17 protein-coding genes, 1 tRNA gene and 2 pseudogenes are annotated in these 23195 nt (G+C 62.8%); 16 read left to right on the plus strand and 4 right to left on the minus strand.

The annotated features are described in order from the left end of the window. From KVT32_RS26785 to rpoC, 10 genes and pseudogenes are all read left to right on the plus strand, one after another. Positions 1-77 (plus strand): annotated as a pseudogene (locus KVT32_RS26785) (elongation factor Tu); the annotation flags it as partial. Between the two features lie 118 nt (positions 78-195). After that, positions 196-271, plus strand: a tRNA-Trp gene (locus tag KVT32_RS26790). A gap of 64 nt (positions 272-335) precedes the next feature. After that, positions 336-716: a preprotein translocase subunit SecE gene (gene secE / locus KVT32_RS26795; protein ID WP_046806052.1), complete on the plus strand. Its 381-nt coding sequence runs from the start codon at positions 336-338 to the stop codon at positions 714-716. A 9-nt stretch (positions 717-725) separates the two neighbouring features. Beyond that, on the plus strand, positions 726-1259 hold the full coding sequence (gene nusG, locus KVT32_RS26800; RefSeq protein WP_006389586.1) for a transcription termination/antitermination protein NusG: 534 nt from the start codon (positions 726-728) through the stop codon (positions 1257-1259). A gap of 63 nt (positions 1260-1322) precedes the next feature. Further along, a complete protein-coding gene (rplK, locus tag KVT32_RS26805; protein WP_043542688.1) occupies positions 1323-1754 on the plus strand; it encodes a 50S ribosomal protein L11 in 432 nt (143 codons plus the stop codon). Positions 1755-1756: 2 nt separating this feature from the next. Beyond that, a complete protein-coding gene (rplA, locus tag KVT32_RS26810; protein ID WP_056320726.1) occupies positions 1757-2458 on the plus strand; it encodes a 50S ribosomal protein L1 in 702 nt (233 codons plus the stop codon). A 273-nt stretch (positions 2459-2731) separates the two neighbouring features. Next, on the plus strand, positions 2732-3256 hold the full coding sequence (rplJ, locus tag KVT32_RS26815; protein ID WP_056320723.1) for a 50S ribosomal protein L10: 525 nt from the start codon (positions 2732-2734) through the stop codon (positions 3254-3256). 81 nt (positions 3257-3337) lie between these two features. Continuing rightward, the gene (rplL, locus tag KVT32_RS26820) at positions 3338-3718 is read left to right on the plus strand and encodes a 50S ribosomal protein L7/L12 (RefSeq protein WP_008157777.1); all 381 of its coding nucleotides are present in this window, start codon (positions 3338-3340) and stop codon (positions 3716-3718) included. A gap of 161 nt (positions 3719-3879) precedes the next feature. After that, the gene (gene rpoB, locus KVT32_RS26825) at positions 3880-7992 is read left to right on the plus strand and encodes a DNA-directed RNA polymerase subunit beta (RefSeq protein ID WP_142052175.1); all 4113 of its coding nucleotides are present in this window, start codon (positions 3880-3882) and stop codon (positions 7990-7992) included. Then, positions 7992-12236: a DNA-directed RNA polymerase subunit beta' gene (gene rpoC, locus KVT32_RS26830; protein ID WP_217619077.1), complete on the plus strand. Its 4245-nt coding sequence runs from the start codon at positions 7992-7994 to the stop codon at positions 12234-12236. The genes rpoB and rpoC overlap by 1 nt, the downstream gene beginning before the upstream one ends. 114 nt (positions 12237-12350) lie before the next feature. Here rpoC and KVT32_RS26835 read toward each other — a convergent pair whose 3' ends face one another. Continuing rightward, positions 12351-12746, minus strand: a complete 396-nt coding sequence (locus KVT32_RS26835; RefSeq protein WP_056320715.1) for a TssQ family T6SS-associated lipoprotein — start codon at positions 12744-12746, stop codon at positions 12351-12353. A gap of 156 nt (positions 12747-12902) precedes the next feature. Here KVT32_RS26835 and KVT32_RS26840 point away from each other — a divergent pair, with 156 nt between their 5' ends. Then, the gene (locus KVT32_RS26840) at positions 12903-14204 is read left to right on the plus strand and encodes a serine/threonine protein kinase (RefSeq protein ID WP_152385390.1); all 1302 of its coding nucleotides are present in this window, start codon (positions 12903-12905) and stop codon (positions 14202-14204) included. A 9-nt stretch (positions 14205-14213) separates the two neighbouring features. On the opposite strand, the gene KVT32_RS26845 is transcribed toward KVT32_RS26840, so the two are convergent. The 3 genes from KVT32_RS26845 to KVT32_RS26855 are packed head-to-tail and all read right to left on the minus strand — an operon-like array spanning position 14214 to position 18385. Then, the gene (locus KVT32_RS26845; protein WP_217619078.1) at positions 14214-16517 is read right to left on the minus strand and encodes a CHASE2 domain-containing protein; all 2304 of its coding nucleotides are present in this window, start codon (positions 16515-16517) and stop codon (positions 14214-14216) included. A 10-nt stretch (positions 16518-16527) separates the two neighbouring features. Then, positions 16528-17634 (minus strand): FecR domain-containing protein, encoded by a 1107-nt coding sequence (locus KVT32_RS26850; RefSeq protein ID WP_152383014.1) that lies wholly within the window; start codon positions 17632-17634, stop codon positions 16528-16530. Between the two features lie 34 nt (positions 17635-17668). Further along, positions 17669-18385 (minus strand): response regulator transcription factor, encoded by a 717-nt coding sequence (locus KVT32_RS26855; RefSeq protein ID WP_152383013.1) that lies wholly within the window; start codon positions 18383-18385, stop codon positions 17669-17671. Between the two features lie 284 nt (positions 18386-18669). Between KVT32_RS26855 and KVT32_RS26860 the strand changes: the two genes are divergently transcribed. The 5 genes and pseudogenes from KVT32_RS26860 to KVT32_RS26880 form a co-directional block, all read left to right on the plus strand. Then, positions 18670-19347, plus strand: coding sequence for a response regulator transcription factor (locus KVT32_RS26860; RefSeq protein WP_371825620.1), 678 nt, complete (start codon positions 18670-18672; stop codon positions 19345-19347). Positions 19348-19906: 559 nt separating this feature from the next. After that, positions 19907-20284, plus strand: a complete 378-nt coding sequence (gene rpsL / locus KVT32_RS26865) for a 30S ribosomal protein S12 (RefSeq protein WP_005017264.1) — start codon at positions 19907-19909, stop codon at positions 20282-20284. 166 nt (positions 20285-20450) lie between these two features. Next, complete coding sequence (gene rpsG / locus KVT32_RS26870; RefSeq protein ID WP_006389600.1) at positions 20451-20921, plus strand: 30S ribosomal protein S7; 471 nt, start codon at positions 20451-20453, stop codon at positions 20919-20921. An 18-nt stretch (positions 20922-20939) separates the two neighbouring features. Beyond that, positions 20940-23042, plus strand: a complete 2103-nt coding sequence (fusA, locus tag KVT32_RS26875; RefSeq protein WP_152383011.1) for an elongation factor G — start codon at positions 20940-20942, stop codon at positions 23040-23042. Between the two features lie 77 nt (positions 23043-23119). Then, a pseudogene (locus KVT32_RS26880) lies at positions 23120-23195 on the plus strand (elongation factor Tu); the annotation flags it as partial.

Genomic DNA, 23195 nt, shown 5'->3' on the forward strand with positions numbered 1-23195 from the left:
AAGAAGGTCTGCGTTTCGCCATCCGTGAAGGCGGTCGTACCGTCGGCGCCGGCGTCGTCGCCAAGATCCTGAAGTAAGCAATACCCGGATGGGTAGGGTGGGCATTCATGCCCCTCTATCCATCTTTGCTGTAAAAGTAGTACTATGTATGGTTCCGCGAGCCGATGCAGGGCGGAACAAGATTTTGATGTGTTTAGGGGCATAGCTCAATTGGCAGAGCGTCGGTCTCCAAAACCGAAGGTTGTAGGTTCGATTCCTACTGCCCCTGCCACCGCCAGGATAAACCCGCGGGAGATCATCGCGAGTTACGCATTCACGGCGGCTCGCGTCGCAATATGTCTAATACCAGCGTAGAAACCGTTACCAGTACCGCCGACCGGGTCAAGCTCGGGCTGGCGGTTCTCGTCGTTATTGCTGGCATCGTCGGGTTCTCCGTGCTTAGCGCGCAGCCGATGCCCGCTCGGATCGGTGTGTTCGTCGGCGGCCTCGTGATCGCAGCCGCGATCGCCTGGTTCAGCGAACCCGGTCGCCGTACCCTGAGCTTTGCCAGCGAGTCCTACAACGAAGTCAAGCGTGTCGCATGGCCCACCCGCAAGGAAACGACCCAGATGACGGGTATCGTTTTTGCCTTCGTGGCGGTCATGGGCATTTTCATGTGGGTGCTCGACAAGGGCATCGAATGGATTCTCTACGGCCTGCTGCTGGGCTGGAAATAAGGACGGCAAATGAGTAAGCGTTGGTATGTCGTCCATGTGTACTCCGGCATGGAAAAAAGCGTACACAAGGCCCTGAATGAGCGCATCGAGCGCGCGGGCCTGCAAACGTCTTTTGGCCGCATCCTTGTGCCCTCCGAAGAAGTCGTCGAGGTCAAGGGTGGTCAGAAGTCGATCACCGAGCGCCGCATTTTCCCCGGTTATGTCCTGGTTGAAATGGACCTGACCGACGAAACGTGGCACCTGGTCAAGAACACCAACCGAGTCACCGGCTTTTTGGGCGGCTCGGGCAATCGTCCGACCCCGATTTCCGAAAAGGAAGTCGAAAAGATCCTCTCCCAGATGGAAGAGGGCGTCGAGAAACCCCGCCCCAAGATCCTGTTCGAAGTGGGCGAGATGGTTCGGGTCAAGGAAGGTCCGTTTGCGGACTTCAACGGCAACGTCGAAGAAGTCAACTACGAAAAGAGCAAGGTGCGTGTGTCCGTCACCATTTTTGGTCGCGCCACGCCCGTCGAGCTCGATTTCAGCCAGGTCGAAAAGACCTGAATCTAACCCCCGGGGAGCCCTGTCCTTATCGGCCAGGGCGATATCACCCGCAAGGAGCAAAGCATGGCGAAGAAGATCGTCGGCTTTATCAAGCTGCAAGTACCGGCTGGTAAGGCTAACCCCTCCCCCCCGATTGGCCCGGCCCTGGGTCAGCGTGGCCTGAACATCATGGAATTCTGCAAGGCGTTCAACGCCAAGACCCAAGGCATGGAGCCTGGTCTGCCGATTCCGGTGGTGATCACCGCTTTCGCCGACAAGAGCTTCACCTTCATCATGAAGACCCCGCCCGCGACGGTCCTCATCAAGAAGGCCGCCGGCGTGCAAAAGGGTTCGGCCAAGCCGCATACCGACAAGGTCGGCACGCTGACCCGCGCGCAAGCTGAAGAAATCGCCAAGGCCAAGGGTCCCGACCTGACCGCCGCCGATCTGGAAGCCGCAGTGCGCACGATCGCTGGCAGCGCCCGCAGCATGGGCATCACGGTTGAGGGGATCTAATCATGGCTAAGTTGTCCAAGCGCGCCGCCGCTATTGCACAAAAGATCGACCGCACCAAGCTGTACCCGGTCGCTGAAGCCCTGACCCTGGTCAAGGAAACCGCCGTCGCCAAGTTCAATGAATCCATTGACGTGGCCGTGCAACTCGGCATCGACCCGAAGAAGTCGGACCAACTGGTCCGCGGTTCGGTCGTGCTGCCCGCCGGCACCGGCAAGTCGGTCCGCGTCGCCGTGTTCGCCCAAGGCGACAAGGCTGAAGCCGCCAAGGCCGCTGGCGCCGACATCGTTGGTCTGGACGACTTGGCCGACAGCATCAAGGCCGGTCAAATGGACTTTGACGTTGTCATCGCCTCGCCCGACACGATGCGTGTCGTCGGCGCCCTGGGTCAGATCCTGGGCCCGCGCGGCCTGATGCCGAACCCGAAGGTCGGCACCGTGACCCCCGACGTCGCAACCGCTGTGAAGAACGCCAAGGCCGGTCAGGTTCAGTACCGTACCGACAAGGCCGGCATCATCCACGCAACGATCGGCCGCGCGTCGTTCGGCGTGGAACAGCTGCAAACCAACCTGGCCGCTCTGGTCGACGCCCTGCAAAAGGCTCGTCCCGCAGCTGCCAAGGGCATTTACCTGCGCAAGCTCGCCGTTTCGTCCACGATGGGCGGCGGAGCGCGTGTGGAAATTGCCTCGCTGTCGGCTTCCAACTAAGCCAACAGCAGTAAACGTACTTTGGGCTGCATCCGGACCCCTCCGGATGTTGCTGTCAAAGACCGCTGGAGCAGGGCAGTGGAAGGAATCCACCTTCCGCAAGGAAAGCAGCATCGCCGCTGCCCCGCTTAATCCCGGAGCTCACCTAGTCCGGATCCAGCGTAGACGGCGTCCCCAGGAAGAATTCTTTACCCGAAGAACTCGTCCAGGCGCCGCATTCGGTTGACGCGCAAGGCTCCGGCCCCAGGCGTCTTTTGATGGAGTGTTCAAACCGTGAGTCTCAATCGTCAAGAGAAAGCGGTGGTAATCGAGGAAGTCTCGGCGGAAGTCGCCAAGGCCCAATCGATTGTTATCGCTGAGTACCGTGGTCTGGACGTCGCCTCTGTCACCGTACTGCGCAAAACTGCGCGTGAATCGGGCGTGTATCTGCGTGTTCTGAAGAACTCGCTGGCCCGTCGTGCTGTTGCTGGCACGGCTTTCGAGCCGTTGGCTGAGCAACTGACCGGTCCGCTGATCTATGGCATCAGCACTGATCCGGTAGCGGCGGCCAAGGTCATTGCTGGTTTCGCGAAGAGCAACGATAAGCTGGTCATCAAGGCGGGCGCTCTGCCCAACAACTTGCTGAACCAAGAAGGCGTGAAGGCCCTGGCCACCATGCCCTCGCGCGAAGAGTTGCTGTCGAAACTGCTTGGCACCATGCAAGCCCCCATCGCGCAATTCGTGCGTACGCTCAACGAAGTTCCGACCAAGTTCGCCCGTGGCCTCGCTGCCGTGCGCGACCAGAAGGCAGCGGCCTAATCGCCCTGTTGTCCGGAATTCGCTGAACGACGAAGCGACACCCAAACCCTGGCATTACCAAAATATTTGGAGTTCTGAAAAATGGCACTTAACAAAGCTGAAATCCTTGACGCCATCGCTGGCATGACCGTGCTCGAGCTGTCCGAGCTGATCAAGGAAATGGAAGAGAAGTTCGGCGTGTCGGCTGCTGCCGCTGCCGTCGCTGTCGCTGCTCCCGCCGCTGGTGGCGCTGCTGCCGCTGCTGAAGAGCAAACCGAGTTCACCGTCGTCCTGCAAGAAGCCGGCGCGAACAAGGTCAGCGTCATCAAGGCCGTGCGCGAGCTGACCGGTCTGGGTCTGAAGGAAGCCAAGGACCTGGTCGACGGCGCTCCGAAGCCCGTCAAGGAAGCTGTGGCCAAGGCTGACGCCGAAGCCGCCAAGAAGAAGCTGGAAGAAGCTGGCGCCAAGGTCGAAGTCAAGTAAGACCTGCGTCAACTGCCCGGGGACAGCACAGTTTGCAGTCCCCGGGCTTTTGCGTTTCCAGGAAACCCCTACTGGGGGTATGCCCATTCAGTGGGGTTTCCTGGAGTCGTATCACCTGGGGCCGTGGTTGACGGCCCATGCAACCTCGAGTCGGAGTGCTCATGCCTTACTCGTACACCGAAAAAAAGCGCATCCGCAAAAGCTTCGCCAAGCGTGAAGACGTTCAAAACGTTCCTTTCCTTTTGGCGACACAGCTTCAATCCTACCTAACTTTCCTGCAGGCGGATACCGCCCCGTCCGAACGCGTAGCCGACGGTTTGCAGGCGGCGTTTTCGTCGATTTTCCCGATCGTTAGTCACAACGGTATGGCGCGCTTGGAGTTCGTGAGCTATGTGCTCGGCGAACCGGTGTTCGATGTCAAGGAATGTCAGCAACGTGGCCTGACCTATGCCTCGCCCCTGCGAGCCAAGGTCCGCCTGGTGCTGCTTGACCGCGAAGTCAGCAAGCCCACCGTGAAGGAAGTGAAGGAACAGGAAGTCTACATGGGCGAAATTCCGCTCATGACGGGCACGGGTTCCTTCGTCATCAACGGCACGGAGCGTGTCATCGTTTCGCAGCTGCACCGCTCGCCTGGCGTGTTCTTCGAACACGACCGCGGCAAGACGCACAGCTCCGGCAAGCTCCTGTTCTCGGCCCGCGTGATTCCTTACCGCGGCTCGTGGCTGGACTTTGAATTCGACCCGAAGGACGTCCTGTTCTTCCGCGTCGACCGCCGCCGCAAGATGCCTGTCACGATCCTGTGCAAGGCCATCGGCATGACGCCGGAAACCATCTTGGCCAACTTCTTCGACTTCGACAACTTCGAACTGAAGAGCGAAGGCGCGATGATGGAATTCGTGCCTGAGCGTTGGAAGGGCGAAATGGCCCGTTTCGACATCGCCGACCGTTCGGGCAAGGTGATCGTCGAGAAGGACAAGCGCATCAACGCCAAGCACCTGCGCGACCTGGCTGCCGGCGGCATCCAGCGCATCTCCGTGCCGGAAGATTTCCTGTACGGCCGTGTGCTGGCCAAGAACATCGTTGACGAAGATACCGGCGAAGTCATCGCCAACGCCAACGACGAGATCACGGAAAGCGTGCTCGGCGCCCTGCGCGCCGCCAACGTGCACGAGTTCCAGGCGCTCTACACGAACGACCTGGACCGCGGTCCGTACATCTCGCAAACGCTGCGCACCGATGAAACCGCCGACCAGATGGCCGCGCGCGTTGCCATCTACCGCATGATGCGTCCTGGCGAGCCGCCCACCGAAGAAGCGGTGGAAGCGCTGTTCCAGCGTCTGTTCTACAGCGAAGAGACGTACGACCTGTCGCGCGTCGGCCGCATGAAGGTCAACAGCCGTCTGGGCCGTGGTGAGGACATCACCGGCCCGATGACGCTGACCAACGAAGACATCCTTGAAACCATCAAGGTGCTGGTTGAGTTGCGTAACGGCCGTGGCCAGATCGACGACATCGATCACTTGGGCAACCGCCGCGTGCGTTGCGTGGGCGAACTGGCCGAAAACCAGTTCCGCGCCGGCCTCGTGCGCGTCGAGCGCGCCGTCAAGGAACGTCTGGGCCAGGCCGAGACCGAAAACCTGATGCCGCACGACCTGATCAACTCCAAGCCGATCTCGGCTGCCATCAAGGAGTTCTTCGGTTCGAGCCAGCTCTCGCAGTTCATGGACCAGACCAACCCGCTGTCGGAAATCACGCACAAGCGTCGTGTTTCCGCACTGGGCCCGGGCGGTCTGACCCGCGAGCGCGCCGGCTTTGAAGTCCGCGACGTGCACCCGACCCACTACGGCCGTGTCTGCCCGATCGAAACGCCGGAAGGCCCGAACATCGGTCTGATCAACTCCATGGCGCTGTACGCTCGCTTGAACGAGTACGGTTTCCTGGAAACGCCTTACCGCAAGATCATCGACGGCCGCGTCAGCGAGCAGATCGATTACCTGTCGGCCATCGAAGAAAGCCACTACGTCATCGCGCAGGCCAACGCCGCGCTCGACGAAGAAGGCCGTTTCGTGGACGACCTGGTCGCTTGCCGTGAAGCTGGCGAAACGATGCTGACCGCCCCGGCCAACGTGCACTACATGGACGTTGCCCCGTCGCAGATCGTGTCGGTTGCTGCCTCGCTGATTCCGTTCCTGGAACACGACGACGCGAACCGCGCACTGATGGGCGCCAACATGCAACGTCAGGCCGTGCCTTGCCTGCGTCCGGAAAAGCCGGTCGTGGGTACGGGTATCGAGCGCACCGTGGCCGTTGACTCGGGTACCACCGTGCAGGCGCTGCGTGGCGGTCTGGTCGACCACGTCGACGCCGAGCGCGTCGTGATTCGCGTGAACGACGAAGAAAACGTCGCCGGCGAAGTCGGCGTCGACATCTACAACCTGATCAAGTACACGCGTTCCAACCAGAACACGAACATCAACCAGCGTCCGATCGTCAAGCGTGGCGACCGCGTTGCCAAGGGCGACGTGCTGGCTGACGGCGCATCGACCGACCTGGGCGAACTCGCCCTGGGTCAGAACATGCTGATCGCGTTCATGCCCTGGAACGGCTACAACTTCGAAGACTCGATCCTGATCTCCGAAAAGGTCGTGGCGGATGACCGCTACACCTCGGTGCACATCGAGGAACTGACCGTTGTCGCCCGCGATACGAAGCTCGGACCGGAAGAAATCACCCGCGACATCAGCAACCTGGCTGAAACGCAGTTGAACCGTCTGGACGATTCCGGCATCACCTACATCGGCGCCGAAGTCAGCGCCGACGACGTGCTGGTCGGCAAGGTCACGCCCAAGGGCGAAACCCAGCTGACGCCGGAAGAAAAGCTGCTGCGCGCCATCTTCGGTGAAAAGGCGTCCGACGTTAAGGACACCTCGCTGCGCGTGCCCTCGGGCATGACCGGCACCGTGATCGACGTGCAGGTGTTCACGCGTGAAGGCATCGTGCGCGACAAGCGCGCCCAGTCCATCATCGACGATGAACTGCGCCGCTATCGCCAGGACCTGAACGACCAGCTGCGCATCGTTGAAAACGACCAGTTCGATCGTATCGAGAAGATGCTGATCAACAAGACCGTCAACGGCGGCCCGCGCAAGCTGGCCAAGGGCGCGACGATCACCAAGGCCTACCTGGCCGATCTGGATCGCTGGCAGTGGTTCGACATCCGTCTGGCCGACGAGCCGCACGCCGTCGTGCTGGAACAGGCCAAGGAATCGCTCGAGCAGAAGCGTCACCAGTTCGATCTGGCCTTCGAAGAGAAGCGCAAGAAGCTGACGCAGGGCGACGAGCTGCCCCCGGGCGTGCTGAAGATGATCAAGGTCTACCTGGCCGTGAAGCGTCGTCTGCAGCCTGGCGACAAGATGGCAGGCCGTCACGGCAACAAGGGCGTCGTGTCGCGCATCACCCCGGTGGAAGACATGCCCCACATGGCTGACGGCACGCCGGCCGACATCGTTCTGAACCCGCTGGGCGTGCCCTCGCGGATGAACGTCGGCCAGGTGCTGGAAGTTCACTTGGGCTGGGCTGCCAAGGGTGTTGGCCATCGCATCGCCGACATGCTGCGTGACGAGCGCACGGCGCAGGTCAAGAACGTCCGCGCCTACCTGGACAAGGTCTACAACACGACCGGCACCGGCGCGCGCATCGACGAGCTGACCGATGACGAAGTCATGGAAATGGCCCAGAACCTCAAGAACGGCGTGCCGTTCGCGACGCCCGTGTTCGACGGCGCGACCGAAGAGGAAATCACCAAGATGCTGGAACTGGCCTATCCGGACGACGTCGCCGAACGCATGGCGCTGACGCCTTCGCGTACGCAGGCATGGCTGTTCGACGGCCGCACGGGCGAGCAGTTCGAACGCCCGGTGACGGTCGGCTACATGCACTACCTGAAGCTGCACCACTTGGTCGACGACAAGATGCACGCCCGTTCCACCGGCCCGTACTCGCTGGTCACGCAGCAGCCGCTGGGCGGCAAGGCGCAGTTCGGCGGCCAGCGTTTCGGGGAAATGGAAGTGTGGGCGCTGGAAGCATACGGCGCCGCCTACACCCTGCAGGAAATGCTGACGGTGAAGTCGGACGACATCAACGGTCGTACCAAGGTTTACGAGAACATCGTCAAGGGCGACCACGTGATCGATGCCGGCATGCCGGAATCGTTCAACGTTCTGGTCAAGGAAATCCGCTCGTTGGCCCTGGACATGGATTTGGAGCGTAACTAATGAAAGCGCTACTCGACCTCTTTAAGCAAGTCTCGCAAGACGAGCAGTTCGATGCCATCAAGATCGGCATCGCCTCGCCCGAGAAGATCCGTTCGTGGTCCTACGGCGAAGTTCGCAAGCCCGAGACCATCAACTACCGCACGTTCAAGCCTGAGCGTGACGGTCTGTTCTGCTCCAAGATCTTTGGCCCGATCAAGGACTACGAGTGCCTGTGCGGCAAGTACAAGCGCCTGAAGCACCGTGGCGTGATCTGCGAAAAGTGCGGCGTTGAAGTCACCGTCGCCAAGGTTCGCCGTGAACGCATGGGCCACATCGAGCTGGCCAGCCCCGTCGCGCACATCTGGTTCCTGAAGAGCCTGCCGTCGCGTCTGGGCATGGTGCTCGACATGACCCTGCGCGACATCGAACGCGTGCTGTACTTCGAAGCCTGGTGCGTGATCGAACCCGGCATGACGCCGCTCAAGCGCGGCCAGATCATGTCGGACGACGATTTCCTGGCCAAGACCGAGGAATACGGCGACGACTTCCGTGCCCTGATGGGCGCTGAAGCCGTGCGTGAACTGCTGCGCACCATCGACATCGATCGCGAAGTGGAAACGCTGCGCGGCGAACTGAAGGCCACCAGCTCGGAAGCCAAGATCAAGAAGATCTCCAAGCGCCTGAAGGTGCTGGAAGGCTTCCAGAAGTCCGGCATCAAGGCCGAGTGGATGGTCATGGAAGTGCTGCCCGTGCTGCCGCCGGACCTGCGTCCGCTGGTGCCGCTGGACGGCGGCCGCTTCGCGACCTCCGACCTGAACGACCTGTACCGCCGCGTCATCAACCGCAACAACCGCCTGAAGCGTCTCTTGGAGCTCAAGGCGCCTGAGATCATCCTGCGCAACGAAAAGCGCATGCTGCAGGAAGCTGTCGACTCGCTGCTGGACAACGGCCGCCGTGGCAAGGCCATGACGGGCGCCAACAAGCGCCAGTTGAAGTCGCTGGCCGACATGATCAAGGGCAAGAGCGGTCGTTTCCGTCAGAACCTTCTGGGCAAGCGCGTCGACTACTCGGGCCGTTCGGTCATCGTGGTGGGTCCGCAGCTCAAGCTGCATCAGTGCGGCCTGCCCAAGCTGATGGCCCTGGAACTGTTCAAGCCGTTCATCTTCAATCGTCTGGAGATGATGGGCCTGGCCACGACCATCAAGGCTGCCAAGAAACTGGTCGAAAGCCAGGAACCGGTGGTCTGGGACATCCTGGAAGAAGTCATCCGCGAACACCCGGTCATGCTGAACCGTGCGCCGACGCTGCACCGTCTGGGCATCCAGGCGTTCGAGCCGGTGCTGATCGAAGGCAAGGCGATCCAGCTGCACCCGCTGGTTTGCGCGGCGTTCAACGCCGACTTCGACGGTGACCAGATGGCTGTTCACGTGCCGCTGTCGCTGGAAGCCCAGCTGGAAGCGCGTACGCTGATGCTGGCCTCGAACAACGTGCTGTTCCCCGCCAACGGCGAACCATCGATCGTGCCGTCGCAGGACATCGTGCTGGGTCTGTACTACACGACTCGCGAGCGCATCAACGGCCGTGGCGAAGGCATCTTCTTCATGGACGTCGCTGAAGTCCAGCGCGCCTACGACAACAACGAAGTCGAGCTGCAAAGCCGTATCACCGTGCGCCTGAAGGAACACGAGCGCGACGAGAACGGCGAATGGCAACCGGTCATCCGCCGTCACGAGACGACGGTCGGCCGCGCGCTGCTGTCCGAGATCCTGCCCAAGGGCCTGCCCTTCACCGTCCTGAACAAGGCGCTGAAGAAGAAGGAAATCTCGCGTCTGATCAACCAGTCGTTCCGCCGCTGCGGCCTGCGCGACACGGTGATCTTCGCCGACAAGCTGATGCAGTCGGGCTTCCGCCTGGCCACGCGCGGCGGTATCTCGATCGCCATGGGCGACATGCTGATCCCGACCGCCAAGGAAGGCATCCTGACCGAAGCCAGCCGCGAAGTGAAGGAAATCGACAAGCAGTACTCGTCGGGTCTGGTCACGTCCCAAGAGCGCTACAACAACGTTGTGGACATCTGGGGCAAGGCTGGCGACAAGGTCGGCAAGGCGATGATGGAACAACTGGCCACCGAGCCCGTGACCAACCGTCACGGCGAGGAAGTGCGCCAGGAATCGTTCAACTCCATCTACATGATGGCTGACTCGGGCGCCCGCGGTTCGGCCGCCCAGATCCGCCAGCTGGCCGGCATGCGCGGCCTGATGGCCAAGCCGGACGGCTCGATTATCGAAACGCCCATTACCGCTAACTTCCGTGAAGGCCTGAACGTACTGCAGTACTTCATCTCCACTCACGGTGCGCGTAAGGGTCTGGCCGACACGGCACTGAAGACCGCGAACTCGGGTTACCTGACCCGCCGTCTGGTCGACGTGACGCAGGATCTGGTCATTACGGAAGACGACTGCGGCACTTCGCAGGGCTACAACATGAAGGCCCTGGTCGAAGGCGGTGAAGTCATCGAACCGTTGCGCGACCGTATCCTGGGCCGCGTGGCTGCCGTGGACATCGTCAATCCGGACACGCAGGAAACGGCCATCGTCGCCGGCACCCTGCTGGACGAAGATCTGGTCGACACCATCGACCGCATCGGCGTGGACGAAGTCAAGGTCCGCACGCCGCTGACCTGCGAAACGCGTCATGGTCTGTGCGCGCATTGCTATGGCCGTGACCTGGGCCGCGGTTCGTCCGTCAACCAGGGCGAGGCCGTCGGCGTCATCGCGGCTCAGTCCATCGGTGAACCGGGCACGCAGCTCACGATGCGTACGTTCCACATCGGTGGTGCGGCGTCGCGTTCGGCGCTGGCCAGCGCGGTGGAAACGAAGTCGACCGGTACGGTCGGCTTTGCCAGCACGATGCGTTACGTCACGAACGCCAAGGGCGAACGTGTCGCGATCTCGCGCTCGGGCGAACTGGCGATCTTCGACGACAACGGCCGCGAACGCGAACGCCACAAGATCCCGTACGGCGCGACCGTGCTGGTGGGCGATGGCGAGGCCGTGAAGGCCGGCGCGCGTCTGGCGACGTGGGATCCGCTGACCCGTCCGATCGTGTCGGAATACGGCGGCGCCGTCCGCTTCGAGAACATCGAAGAAGGTGTGACCGTTGCCAAGCAGGTGGACGAAGTCACCGGCCTGTCGACGCTCGTCGTCATCACGCCCAAGACCCGTGGCGGCAAGATCGTCATGCGTCCGCAGATCAAGCTGGTCAACGAGAACGGCGAAGACGTCAAGATCGCCGGCACCGATCACTCGGTGAACATCTCGTTCCCGGTGGGCGCGCTGATCACGGTGCGCGACGGCCAGCAGGTTGCCGTGGGTGAAGTTCTGGCGCGTATTCCGCAAGAATCGCAAAAGACCCGCGACATTACCGGCGGTCTGCCGCGTGTGGCCGAACTGTTCGAAGCCCGTTCGCCGAAGGACGCCGGCATGCTCGCCGACGTCACCGGTACGGTTTCGTTCGGCAAGGACACCAAGGGCAAGCAGCGTCTGGTCATCACCGACCTGGAAGGCGTGAGCCACGAGTTCCTGATTCCGAAGGAAAAGCAGGTTCTGGTGCACGACGGCCAGGTGGTGAACAAGGGCGAAATGATCGTGGACGGCCCGGCCGATCCCCACGACATCCTGCGCCTGCAAGGCATCGAGAAACTGGCGACGTACATCGTCGACGAAGTGCAGGACGTTTACCGTCTGCAGGGCGTGAAGATCAACGACAAGCACATCGAAGTGATTGTTCGTCAGATGCTGCGCCGTGTGAACATCGTCGATGCGGGCGATACCGAGTTCATCCCGGGCGAGCAGGTCGAGCGCTCCGAGCTGCTGAACGAAAACGACCGCGTCACGGCTGCCGACCTGCGTCCAGCCACGTACGACAACGTGCTGCTGGGTATCACGAAGGCCTCGCTGTCGACCGACTCGTTCATCTCGGCCGCCTCGTTCCAGGAAACCACCCGGGTCCTGACCGAAGCTGCCATCATGGGCAAGCGCGACGACCTGCGCGGCTTGAAGGAAAACGTCATCGTCGGCCGCCTCATCCCGGCGGGTACCGGCCTGGCTTACCACCACGCACGCCGCGACAAGGAACAGCTGGAGGCCGCGGAACGCGAAGCCGCCCGCCAGCAGGCCAACCCGTTCGAGGACGCGCCGGTCACGGTGGGTTCGGACGCCGAGACGCCTGCTTCCGACGTGGGTACCGAGGATTCCGCCGAATAAGCGGAAGTCTCTGGCAGGCTTGCCCCGCGAGGTTCGCGGGCAAGCCTGAAAATCAAAAGGCCGCTGATGAGAATCAGCGGCCTTTTTACTTGCGAAAGAAAGGGTGCGGCAGGACTATTTGGCCGTCTGGGCGCGGGCGCGCTGGAAGGCCGGTCCCCAGACGGGATGGCCAGCTTCGTTGGGCGCCAGTTCGAAGGCCGGATCCAGAACCAGGATGCGCGCGAAGCTGTCCTCGCAGAGCTGCGTATATTGCGTGACGCAGTAGCTGAACGCCTGAAGCTTGTAGGCCTCGATGCGTACCGCTTTGGATGAGGTGGCCAGGGTGTCGGAACGGGCGACGCCGCGGATGACTTCTCCGTAGCGCCCGGCGCTGTACTGGTCGCGCACCTGCTGCAGCTCGGCCAGGGCTTCGGCCGTTGGAGGGCTCTCGGGTTGCAATTTGGAGATGCCCGTGCAACCGGCCAACAGGGCCGATACGCCAAGCAGACTGCTCAGGATGCGAATTTTCATGGCTTCCAAAGATGTAGGATGGTGACGCGGTACGCTATCGTGCCACAGCCTGATGCGCTCGGACATTTTCGGCAATGTCCTGCCGTTGCGGATTGGATAATATTCCGCCTAAATAGCCCCTGAACCTGTTATTGGCGCGTCTGCGCAGCTTCGATGATGTCTACACCCGCCGGCTTGTTGACGCCGCGTGGCCCCTTTTCAGGCGCTGCGCCGTTGGCGCTTCGCCCATTGAGCGCCATTGCTGCCAGCGCGGCGGGCGGGGTGCCGGAATCGCGCATCAAGCGGCTCCTGTCCGACCTTCTGCCTTCGCTTATCGCTTTGCATGCGCAAGGGGAAATCTGCGGCGACATCTCGCTCGAAACCGTGGGCATGGATGAAGGCGCGCGGGCGCATCTGCTGCCCGAACTGGTGGTGGCGCGCTCGCGCCGGGCCAGCAGGACGCCGGCAGCGGGCTTCGCGCCGTTCGAGCTGTACACGGATTCCGTGGAATGGCCGCGCGGACCATGGACCGACATCTATTCCTTGTGCGCCGTGGCGTACGCGCTCGTGATTGGCAGCCGGCCGCCGCCGGCGCCCGAGCGCCGTGCCCACGACGAATACGAAGCGCTGGCCGACATGGGACTGCCCAAGTACGGACAGGACTTCCTGCGGGTCATCGATGCCGGCCTGGCGATGGACACCAGGGCGCGCCCGCAGTCGTTGGCGGAGCTGGCCAGCCTGCTCGGCGTGGCTGCCTACGACGAACCGGCCGAGCCGGAAGACCAATCGGTCGAGACGGCCAAGCCCCCGCCCGTGGCCGGTTTCGCGCAACGGCGCGAGCCCGCCCGCCGGCGCGGTCCGCTGCTGTTCTGGCTGCTGATCCTCGCGCTGATCGGCGCGGGCATCTATGCGTGGTTCCATTGGGGCAAGGGCAGTCCCAATGCGCTGATTACCCGCTCGGAAGTCGTACAGCCTAATCCGCCCGTCGTGCATCCCTTGCCGCAGCCTGCCGCGCCAGTGTCCGCGCCCATGCCCACGCCTAAACCCGCGCCGGCGGCATCGCAAGCGCCCGCCGACCTGCCGCCCTTGACGGCCGGCGCCGCCGCTGGGGGCCAAGCAACCGCGACGGGCCCGGCCGCCGGGCCGGGTTCGCCGTCTGCGCGCACGCAGGCGGATTCGCCAAGTGCCGCCGAGCCGCCGCCCGCGCCCACGGCGCAGGAAACCGCGCCGGCAGCGTCGGTTGCCGAAGAGGCGCCCAAGCCCAAACCGGTGCCGGTCACCGTGCGGGTGGACATCCGCCCCTGGGGCGAAGTCTGGATCAACGGCGTGGCGCGGGGAATCAGTCCGCCCGTGAAGGAGCTCAAGCTGATTCCGGGCAAGTATCAGGTGGTCGTGCGCAACGCAGACCTGCCGCCCTTTCGCATGACGCTCGAGGTCAGGCCGGGCAAGCCCGCGGTCATCTCGCACACCTTCCAATAGGATCGCGACCTACGCCTTGGGCAGGTGCAGGATGAATTCGGAGCCTGCGCCGAGCTCGCTCTGCACTTCGATTCGCCCGCCGTGCCGTCCGGCCACGGTATGCACGAAAGCCAGTCCCAGCCCCGCCCCGCCAACGTCGTCGCGATTGTCGGTGCCGACACGGGCAAAGGGCTCGAACAGCCGGGCCACGTCCTGCGCCGCGATGCCCTGGCCCTGGTCCTTGATGCGCACGCACCAGAAGCCGTGCTGCTCATCGATGCTGCAATCGACACGCGTGCCGCTCGCGCTGTATTTGATGGCGTTGTCGACCAGATTGCACAGCGCTCGCATCAGCAGCGTCTGCTCGCCGCGCGTGTAGGCAACCGGTAGCGGCGTGCTGGCTTCCAATGCGATGCCGCGCTTGCTGGCGGACGGCCAGAGATCGTCGACGGCGTCCTGCAGCAACCCGCCCAGATCCAGTTCGATGGTGCTGATCGGCATCGATTCGGCGCGGGTCAGATGCACGAAGTCGTCGACCAGCCTGAGCGTGCGGTTGGCCAGCAGCGCAATGCGCGCGAGCGTGTCTTGCCGAACTTCCTGCTGCCCGCCTTCCTGCGCCATTTCCACCAATGCGAGGATCGAGCTTTGCGGCGCGCGCATGTCATGCGAGATGAAGCGCAACGTCTCTTCGCGCTGCCGCTCGGCCTGACGGATGTTGGAAATGTCGGTCAGCGTGGCCACCGTGCCCGCGAACTGGCCCTCGGCCGTGTGGATGGGGGCGCATTTCAGGATCAGGTCGCGGCCTGCCCGGTCGCGCACTTCCAGGTCCGCGCTCCAGGGCGAAGCCGCATCGGCCGGGTGACGGCCGCTCAGCGCGTCGGCCACGCGCGCCCGCGTAGCGTCGTCGGCAAGGGTGTGTTCAAGCAGATGCGCCGCAGGCCGGCCGATGCGCGGCGGACGAATGCCAAGTTGCTGGAAGAACATGATGGCGGCCTGGTTGCGAAATCGCACGCGGCCTTCCTGGTCGAACACCAGCGTCGCATCGGGCATGCCGTCGAGCCCGTCAGCCAGGAACCGCCGCAGGTTGCGGACCCGCGCCAGCGCGCGCCGAAGTTCGCCCACCCGGCTCTCCAGCGAGGCGCTGGGATTGGCAAGCTGCACGCGGGCTTCGTTCAGGATCGGCGGGTACTCGCGCTGCAAACGCTGCAACTCCGTGTCCATATAGCGCAGCGCGGCTTCCTGGTTGCGCCAGCTCCAGAGCGGATAGCACAGCGCCACGCCCGCTAGCGCCGCGGTGGGCGCGAACCACAGATAGGCATGGGCCAGTAATAGCCAAGCTGCCGCGGGGATGACGGCAAGCAGCGCAAGGGTGACGAGCAGCGCCTTCTTGGGCGCCAGGCGCCACAAGGCCAGGCAGGCCAGCAACACCGGCAACGCCGCAAACAGCGCGCTCCACGAAGCCGGCGGCCGCTGGAATGCGATGTCGTCGCGCGCGGCCTGCAGGACGTTGGCGACAATCTCCACGCCTGATATACCGTTGGCGTCGTGCGACACCGGCGTCGGGTAATCGTCGCCCAGGCCGGTGGCCCACGCACCCACGAGCACATACTTGCCGCGCAGGTCTTCCGGCCGCAGGTCGCCGCGCAGCACCGAAAGGTACGACACCGTCCGCACATGGCCGGGAGGACCCGCATACGGAATCAGGATGCGGCCGTCGGCATCGGCGCGCTTGAGCAGACGTTGCGCCTCGCCGGCTTGGCCGCCAACTTCCAGCATCGAGATGGCCAGGTGGTTGCGGCGGTCTCCGGCAAACTGCGCGGTGAGGGCGGCTTCGCGCACGACGCCGTCCGGGTCGATGACCGCATTGATGAAGCCTGTGGAGGCGGACGCTTGCGCCAGTTCCGCAATGGGCAATCCGATGGCCGTCGGGTTCTTCAGGCGGTCCAGTACCACCGGCAGCACGGTATGCCCATTGCGACGGATGCTGTCTGCAAGGATTGCATCGTCGTCGGCATTGATCTTGTCGGGTTCCGCAAAGATGAGATCCAATCCCACGGCGCGCGCGCCGGTCAGCCGGTCGAGCAGGGCGGCGTGGATGGCGCGCCGCCACGGCCAGCGGCCCAGCGCGTCGATGCTGGCGTCGTCGATCGCCACGATCAGGATATCCGGGTCGGCGGGCCTGCCCGTCAGCATGACCGCGCGGTCATAGAAGACCTGGTCCAGACGGCCCAGGCCGTTGAACGCGCCAAGAAACGCCGCCAACGCCGCCAGCGCGAATGTCAACCACAGGCCGGACCGCCAGGACCGGTCGAGCGAGTCGGCGGCGTCGGGCATGATGGTTGCCTTAGTACGCGGTCAGCGTCACAAGGCCGCCAGAGCCGCTCGCCACGCCAAGCCCGTACGACGTCATCAGCATGTTCGCGCCCTCGAACGACTGGACCGAATCCGTTCCGTGAAGGCCGATGGCATCGACGGCGCGCACCGACACGTAGAACGTGCCGGGTCCGGGGGCGGAAAAGCGGATGTCGGGGGTCGGAAAGCTGGCGGAAGAAACGGGCAGCAGGCCTTCGGCATCGCGCGAGACGCGCACCAGATAGCTTTGCGCGCCTTCGACGGGGGCGAAAGGAATCGACCACGTGCCGCCTGCGCGAACCGGCTCGCCCAATTGCGGCGCAGCCAGCAGCGGACGTACGCCGGACATGGCGCCGTCGGCGCCCACTGCGGCGCCGAACCCTTGCGCCACCGCGACCGGTTTGGCGGGCGCGTCGCCGGGCGCCTGCGCCTGCAGGCGCACACTGCCTTGCAAAACTTCGCTATGCACGCCCTGCGCGCTGCGCTGCACGCGAAAGCGCGTTCCGCGCACACCCGTCACCGCAACCGGCGTGCGGATCTCGAAACGGCCCACGCCCTGACCCGCGGGCGCGACGCTGGATTCCACGCTGCCGCGGCGCACGTTGATCACCGAATCCGTCAGCGCGGTGCCTTCGAACTGCCGCAGGCGGGTAAGGTCCACGGCGCCGCTGGACGGCAGCGTGAGGCGGGATCCGTCGGCAAGTTGCAGCGTGACGAAGCCGTCGGGGGCGGTCTCCAGCGTGCTGCCTTCGGTCACGGGCGCGCCGGGTTGCACGGGCTTGCCATTCAGGACTGCGCGGCCGCTCACGTGCACCACCTGCGCCTGCGCGTCGCGCACTGGAATCATGGCCAGCGGGATATGCAACTCCAACCCGATGGGCAGCGTTTCGGGCGTGAGGATCTTGTTCAGCGTCTGCAGCCGGTTCCAGTTGGCCGGGCTGCGCGTGTACCGCGAGGCCAAATCAATCAGCGTGTCGCCGGGACGGACCCGGTGGATGAAGTCGTCGCCCAATGCGCCCGCCGGCTGGCTGCGCGCGGGGGCGGCGAGCGTGATGCAGGAAACCAGGACAAGCAAACAAAGCGCGCGGAAGCGGCTCATGGCAAACGATTCTCCAGGGAGTCGGGCAACGCAGCTACAGCGAAAGGGTCTGGCCGTCGTCGGTCGGGCTGACCAGTTCAAGCCGGTAGCCAAGTGCATAAGAGGAAGTCAGCCGCACACCGTGCTGCGGACGAAGCTGGAGCTTTTGCCGGATGTTCGACAGGTGGGTATCCAGCGTGCGCGAGGTGGCGGGAATTTCTCGGTTCCAGACGCACTCGGCCAGCACATCGCGCGACATCAGCCGCCCAATGTTGCGAAAGAACAGCAGCGCCAGTTCGAATTCCTTCGGCGCCAGCGTAATGGCAACGTCGTCCAGCGTAATGACGCGTGCGGCGGGATCGACACGGTATCGCGCGACTTCGATGGTCTCGTCCACGGGCTCGGCGATCTGGCTGCGGCGCAGCAGCGCCGCGACCCGGGCCAGCAGTTCCAGGGGACGCATCGGTTTGACGATGTAGTCGTCCGCGCCCGCGCGCAGGCCCTCGACCAGGTCATCTTCGGCCGATCGGTTGGTCAGGAAAATCACAGGGATGCGCGCGCCGATATGGGTGCGCAACCAGCGGACCACGTCGTCGCCGTCGATATCGGGCAGGTGCCAGTCCAGCAGCACGAGGTCGAACGCTTCGGTACGCAAAGCCGCGAGCAGATCGCGGCTTTGGTGGTAACTGGTGCAAGCATAGCCGGCGGCGGTCAGAACCTGCTGGATGCGCCGAGCCTGATCCAGGTCGTCTTCCAGCGACGCGATTTTCATTAGACGAGTTCTCGCGAAAGTTGGCTGCGCAGGCGCGCGTGTGGCGACCTAGCAAAACGAAGGGGGCGGATTTATGTAAACGAATGATAACTCGGGAAAACCCTCCCGCGGCTACGTTATGGCAAGAACTGTCAAACATTGCAAAGTTGACGAATCTTGACTGGAGTTGTTGCGTGAACGAGCGCCACACTGTTCCAACGATGTCACCAGCCGCGACACAGCAGGCGGTGCAAGGGGAGGGAACGCAGATCGGGACAGATATGAATCAATTGCGCATACTTGTGATGTCTCCGGACGAAGCCGTACGGGGTTCGTCCGTATCCACACTGCTGCAGGCCGGCATCTCGGCCCGCGGCTGCTCCACTACGCTGGAATTGTTTGGCCTGCTCAGCGGCGGGCACTTCGACGCCGTGGTCCTGGATATCGGCGCATCCGGTGAAATCGGCTATGCCCTTGTCGCCCGCTTGCATGGCTCCGCGCCGCTAGGCATCGTGGTCGTCGGCAAGAACATGTCCGTGGATAACCGCCTGCGCTGTCTTCAGAGCGGCGCCGATGCGTGTCTGCCAGACCCCCAGGATCCGCGCGAACTCGTCTGCATCCTTCTCGCCCTCGCGCGCCGGCTGCCCGCCAACGCTGAGCCGGCCGACGCGCGCGAGACGGGCAGCGGCCGATGGGAGCTGCGCGACCAGGGGTGGACGCTGGTGGCGCCGACTGGTGTGACGCTATCCCTGTCTGCCAACGAACGTCTCATCGTTCGGGCCTTGCTGAACGTGGCCGGCAAGGCCGTGGGCCGCGACGTGCTGGGCAGCGAATTGCAGGCGGAAGGGGGCGGAGCGCGCGCCAGCAGCGCGCGCAGCATCGACGTCATCGTCAGCCGATTGCGGCGCAAGGCCGACCAAGCAGGCGTGGTGTTGCCGATTCGCACCGTCTACGGCAGCGGCTATCTATTTACTGATCGCTGAGCGCGCAAGGGGGTACACTCCTCCAATCCAGAACGTGGGGCAGGGATTGCTCGCAGCTCGCGCCGCGAGCGCTGCGGTATCAAGCACCGGATTTGGCCGCTGGGTCTGCCGCCGGGTTCGTCCGCCGGGTTTGTCCCCGGGGTTTGCCCCTTACATGGCCCCATTTTTCGTCAGCCGCAGCCAACTGCCCGGCTTTTGCCGGCAACGCGCGGCTTGGCGACACTTACAAAAAACTTTGACAGTAGCCCTTCATCTCAGTTATGCTAAAGGGCTTACTGCTTTATTTCGCGCGCAAAATCAGCACGCTCAGGCAGACAGTTCAGGGTCATGGTTGAAGGTGCGTCACGAGCCTTTTGTCCTTGCTCCAGCTTGTAGCAACTGTTTTTCTGGCTGCCCCCGATTTTGTGCGTTTGTCATGGTTTGTTGGCAAGCCCGCTCTTTTACGTATTTGAACGTTTGAGGCGGTTTTGCGCGAACTGCCTTCTCCGAAAGCTCACCCGCTCCAGGAGACGAGTACGTAAGTACTTACCAGTGGTACGTAAAAGGGATTTCAAAGGTCATGCCTACCATTAGCCAACTCGTGCGCAAGCCGCGCGAAGTCAGCATCATCAAAAGCAAGAGCCCCGCGCTCGAAAACTGCCCGCAACGCCGCGGCGTGTGCACCCGCGTGTACACCACCACCCCCAAGAAGCCGAACTCCGCTCTGCGTAAGGTTGCCAAAGTGCGTCTGACCAACGGTTACGAAGTCATTTCGTACATCGGCGGTGAAGGCCACAACCTGCAAGAGCACTCGGTGGTTCTGGTGCGTGGTGGCCGTGTGAAGGACTTGCCCGGTGTGCGTTACCACATCGTGCGCGGTTCCCTTGACCTGCAAGGCGTCAAGGACCGTAAGCAAGCCCGCTCGAAGTACGGCGCCAAGCGCCCGAAGAAGGCTTAATTACAAGTCAGAAGTACCCCCACGTGACGGAAGTCCGTCACCCGGGAAGTGCGACCGCGCCATCCAGATGATGGGAAGGTGCGCGGCACGTAAGGGGTCGTCCCAATGGGCGGCCATGGCCGTGTAATGAAACACGGTTCAACTGAACAGACACAAGGAAGCAACAATGCCCCGTCGTCGCGAAGTACCCAAGCGCGAGATTCTGCCCGATCCCAAGTTCGGCAGCGTCGAGCTCGCCAAGTTCATGAACGTCGTCATGCTGGACGGCAAGAAGGCCGTCGCCGAGCGCATCGTTTACGGCGCCCTCGAGCAAGTCGCCACCAAGACCGGCAAGGAGCCGATCGAGGTGTTCAGCCTGGCGATCAACAACATCAAGCCGATCGTCGAAGTGAAGAGCCGCCGCGTTGGCGGTGCCAACTACCAAGTGCCGGTTGAAGTGCGCCCCGTGCGCCGCCTGGCCCTGGCTATGCGTTGGCTCCGTGAAGCCGCCAAGAAGCGTGGCGAGAAGTCGATGGATCTGCGTCTTGCTGGCGAACTGATCGACGCCTCCGAAGGTCGTGGCGCCGCGATGAAGAAGCGCGAAGACACGCACAAGATGGCAGAGGCCAACAAGGCCTTCAGCCATTTCCGCTGGTAATTTAAGGATTAATCCACCATGGCCCGCAAAACCCCGATCGAGCGCTATCGCAACATTGGTATCTCTGCGCACATCGATGCAGGGAAAACCACCACGACCGAACGTATCCTGTTCTATACCGGCGTCAATCACAAGATTGGCGAAGTGCATGATGGCGCAGCCACCATGGACTGGATGGAGCAAGAGCAAGAGCGTGGCATCACCATTACGTCGGCTGCTACGACGGCGTTTTGGCGTGGCATGGCCGGCAACTACCCCGAGCACCGCATCAACATCATCGACACCCCGGGACACGTGGACTTCACCATCGAGGTGGAACGTTCCATGCGCGTCCTGGACGGTGCCTGCATGGTCTACTGCGCGGTGGGCGGTGTTCAGCCGCAGTCCGAAACCGTGTGGCGTCAAGCCAACAAGTACGGCGTGCCGCGTCTGGCCTTCGTCAACAAGATGGACCGCACCGGCGCCAACTTCTTCAAGGTCTATGACCAGCTGAAGAACCGCCTGCGCGCCAATCCCGTGCCGATCGTCATCCCCATCGGCGCCGAAGACACGTTCCAAGGCGTGATCGACCTGGTCAAGATGAAGGCGATCATCTGGGACGAAGCCAGCCAAGGCACCAAGTTCGACTACAAGGACGTTCCGGCCGAGCTGGAAGGCACCGCCGCCGAATGGCGTGAAAAGCTGGTTGAAGCCGCCGCCGAGTCGTCGGAAGAGCTGATGAACAAGTACCTGGAAACGGGTTCCTTGGACGAAGCCGAAATCAACTTGGCCATCCGTCAACGCACCATCGCTGGCGAAATCCAGCCGATGCTGTGCGGCACCGCCTTCAAGAACAAGGGCGTGCAGCGCATGCTGGACGCGGTCATCGACTACCTGCCTTCGCCCGTGGACATTCCCCCGGTCGACGGCCAGGACGACGATGGCAACGCGATCAAGCGCAATGCCGACGACAACGAGAAGTTCTCGGCGCTGGCATTCAAGCTGATGAGCGATCCGTTCGTGGGTCAATTGACCTTCGTGCGTGTGTACTCGGGCGTCCTGAAGTCGGGCGATACGGTCTACAACCCCATCAAGGGCAAGAAGGAACGTATCGGCCGCATTCTGCAGATGCACGCGAACAACCGCGAAGAAATCAAGGAAGTGTTGGCCGGCGACATCGCCGCCGTGGTTGGCCTGAAGGACGTGACCACCGGCGAAACGCTCTGCGACGTCGATTCGCACATCCTGCTGGAACGCATGGAATTCCCCGAGCCCGTGATCTCGCAGGCCGTGGAACCCAAGTCCAAGGCTGACCAGGAAAAGATGGGTCTGGCGCTGTCGCGTCTGGCTCAGGAAGATCCGTCGTTCCGCGTGCGCAGCGACGAAGAATCCGGCCAAACCATCATTTCCGGCATGGGCGAGCTGCACCTGGAAATTCTGGTCGACCGCATGAAGCGCGAATTCGGCGTGGAAGCCAACGTCGGCAAGCCGCAGGTGGCCTACCGCGAAACGATCCGCAAGGTCTGCGAAGAAGTCGAAGGCAAGTTCGTCAAGCAGTCGGGCGGTCGCGGCCAGTACGGTCACGTGGTCCTGAAGGTCGAGCCCCTCGCTCCTGGCGGTGGCTACGAATTCGTCGACGCCATCAAGGGCGGTGTGGTTCCTCGCGAATTCATCCCCGCGGTGGACAAGGGCATCCAGGAAACGCTGCCTTCGGGCATCCTGGCCGGCTACCCGGTCGTGGACGTCAAGGTCACCCTGTTCTTCGGTTCGTACCACGATGTGGACTCGAACGAAAACGCGTTCAAGATGGCCGGTTCGATGGCATTCAAGGAAGGCATGCGCAAGGCTAGCCCCGTGCTGCTGGAACCGATGATGGCCGTCGAAGTCGAAACGCCGGAAGACTACGCTGGCACCGTGATGGGCGATCTGTCCTCGCGTCGCGGCATGGTCCAAGGCATGGATGACATGGTCGGCGGTGGCAAGACCATCAAGGCCGAAGTGCCCCTGGCCGAGATGTTCGGTTACGCCACGAACCTGCGTTCGCTGACGCAAGGCCGTGCCACGTACACGATGGAATTCAAGCATTACTCCGAGGCCCCCAAGAACGTCGCTGACGAAGTCATCGCCGCTCGGGCCAAGTAAATAACCCTTGCCGGGTCCGTCCAACCGGACGGCCCCGGCAGATATCAAGTTTCCTTGAAAGTCAAAGGATAGAGATCATGGCAAAAGGCAAGTTTGAACGTACCAAGCCGCACGTGAACGTGGGTACGATTGGTCACGTTGACCACGGCAAAA

It is taken from the genome of Achromobacter sp. GbtcB20, from assembly GCF_019091095.1.
Classification (GTDB): domain Bacteria; phylum Pseudomonadota; class Gammaproteobacteria; order Burkholderiales; family Burkholderiaceae_B; genus Achromobacter; species Achromobacter mucicolens.

Bases quoted from the DNA above. Each gene is read 5' to 3' on its own strand.
- KVT32_RS26845 (WP_217619078.1), bottom strand. From the start codon at position 16,517: ATGCCCGACGCCGCCGACTCGCTCGACCGGTCCTGGCGGTCCGGCCTG.
- rplA (WP_056320726.1), top strand. From the start codon at position 1,757: ATGGCTAAGTTGTCCAAGCGCGCCGCCGCTATTGCACAAAAGATCGAC.
- nusG (WP_006389586.1), top strand. From the start codon at position 726: ATGAGTAAGCGTTGGTATGTCGTCCATGTGTACTCCGGCATGGAAAAA.
- rpoC (WP_217619077.1), top strand. From the start codon at position 7,992: ATGAAAGCGCTACTCGACCTCTTTAAGCAAGTCTCGCAAGACGAGCAG.
- KVT32_RS26840 (WP_152385390.1), top strand. From the start codon at position 12,903: ATGTCTACACCCGCCGGCTTGTTGACGCCGCGTGGCCCCTTTTCAGGC.
- rplL (WP_008157777.1), top strand. From the start codon at position 3,338: ATGGCACTTAACAAAGCTGAAATCCTTGACGCCATCGCTGGCATGACC.
- fusA (WP_152383011.1), top strand. From the start codon at position 20,940: ATGGCCCGCAAAACCCCGATCGAGCGCTATCGCAACATTGGTATCTCT.
- KVT32_RS26860 (WP_371825620.1), top strand. From the start codon at position 18,670: ATGTCTCCGGACGAAGCCGTACGGGGTTCGTCCGTATCCACACTGCTG.
- KVT32_RS26835 (WP_056320715.1), bottom strand. From the start codon at position 12,746: ATGAAAATTCGCATCCTGAGCAGTCTGCTTGGCGTATCGGCCCTGTTG.
- rplK (WP_043542688.1), top strand. From the start codon at position 1,323: ATGGCGAAGAAGATCGTCGGCTTTATCAAGCTGCAAGTACCGGCTGGT.
- rpsG (WP_006389600.1), top strand. From the start codon at position 20,451: ATGCCCCGTCGTCGCGAAGTACCCAAGCGCGAGATTCTGCCCGATCCC.
- secE (WP_046806052.1), top strand. From the start codon at position 336: ATGTCTAATACCAGCGTAGAAACCGTTACCAGTACCGCCGACCGGGTC.
- KVT32_RS26855 (WP_152383013.1), bottom strand. From the start codon at position 18,385: ATGAAAATCGCGTCGCTGGAAGACGACCTGGATCAGGCTCGGCGCATC.
- KVT32_RS26850 (WP_152383014.1), bottom strand. From the start codon at position 17,634: ATGAGCCGCTTCCGCGCGCTTTGTTTGCTTGTCCTGGTTTCCTGCATC.
- rpsL (WP_005017264.1), top strand. From the start codon at position 19,907: ATGCCTACCATTAGCCAACTCGTGCGCAAGCCGCGCGAAGTCAGCATC.
- rpoB (WP_142052175.1), top strand. From the start codon at position 3,880: ATGCCTTACTCGTACACCGAAAAAAAGCGCATCCGCAAAAGCTTCGCC.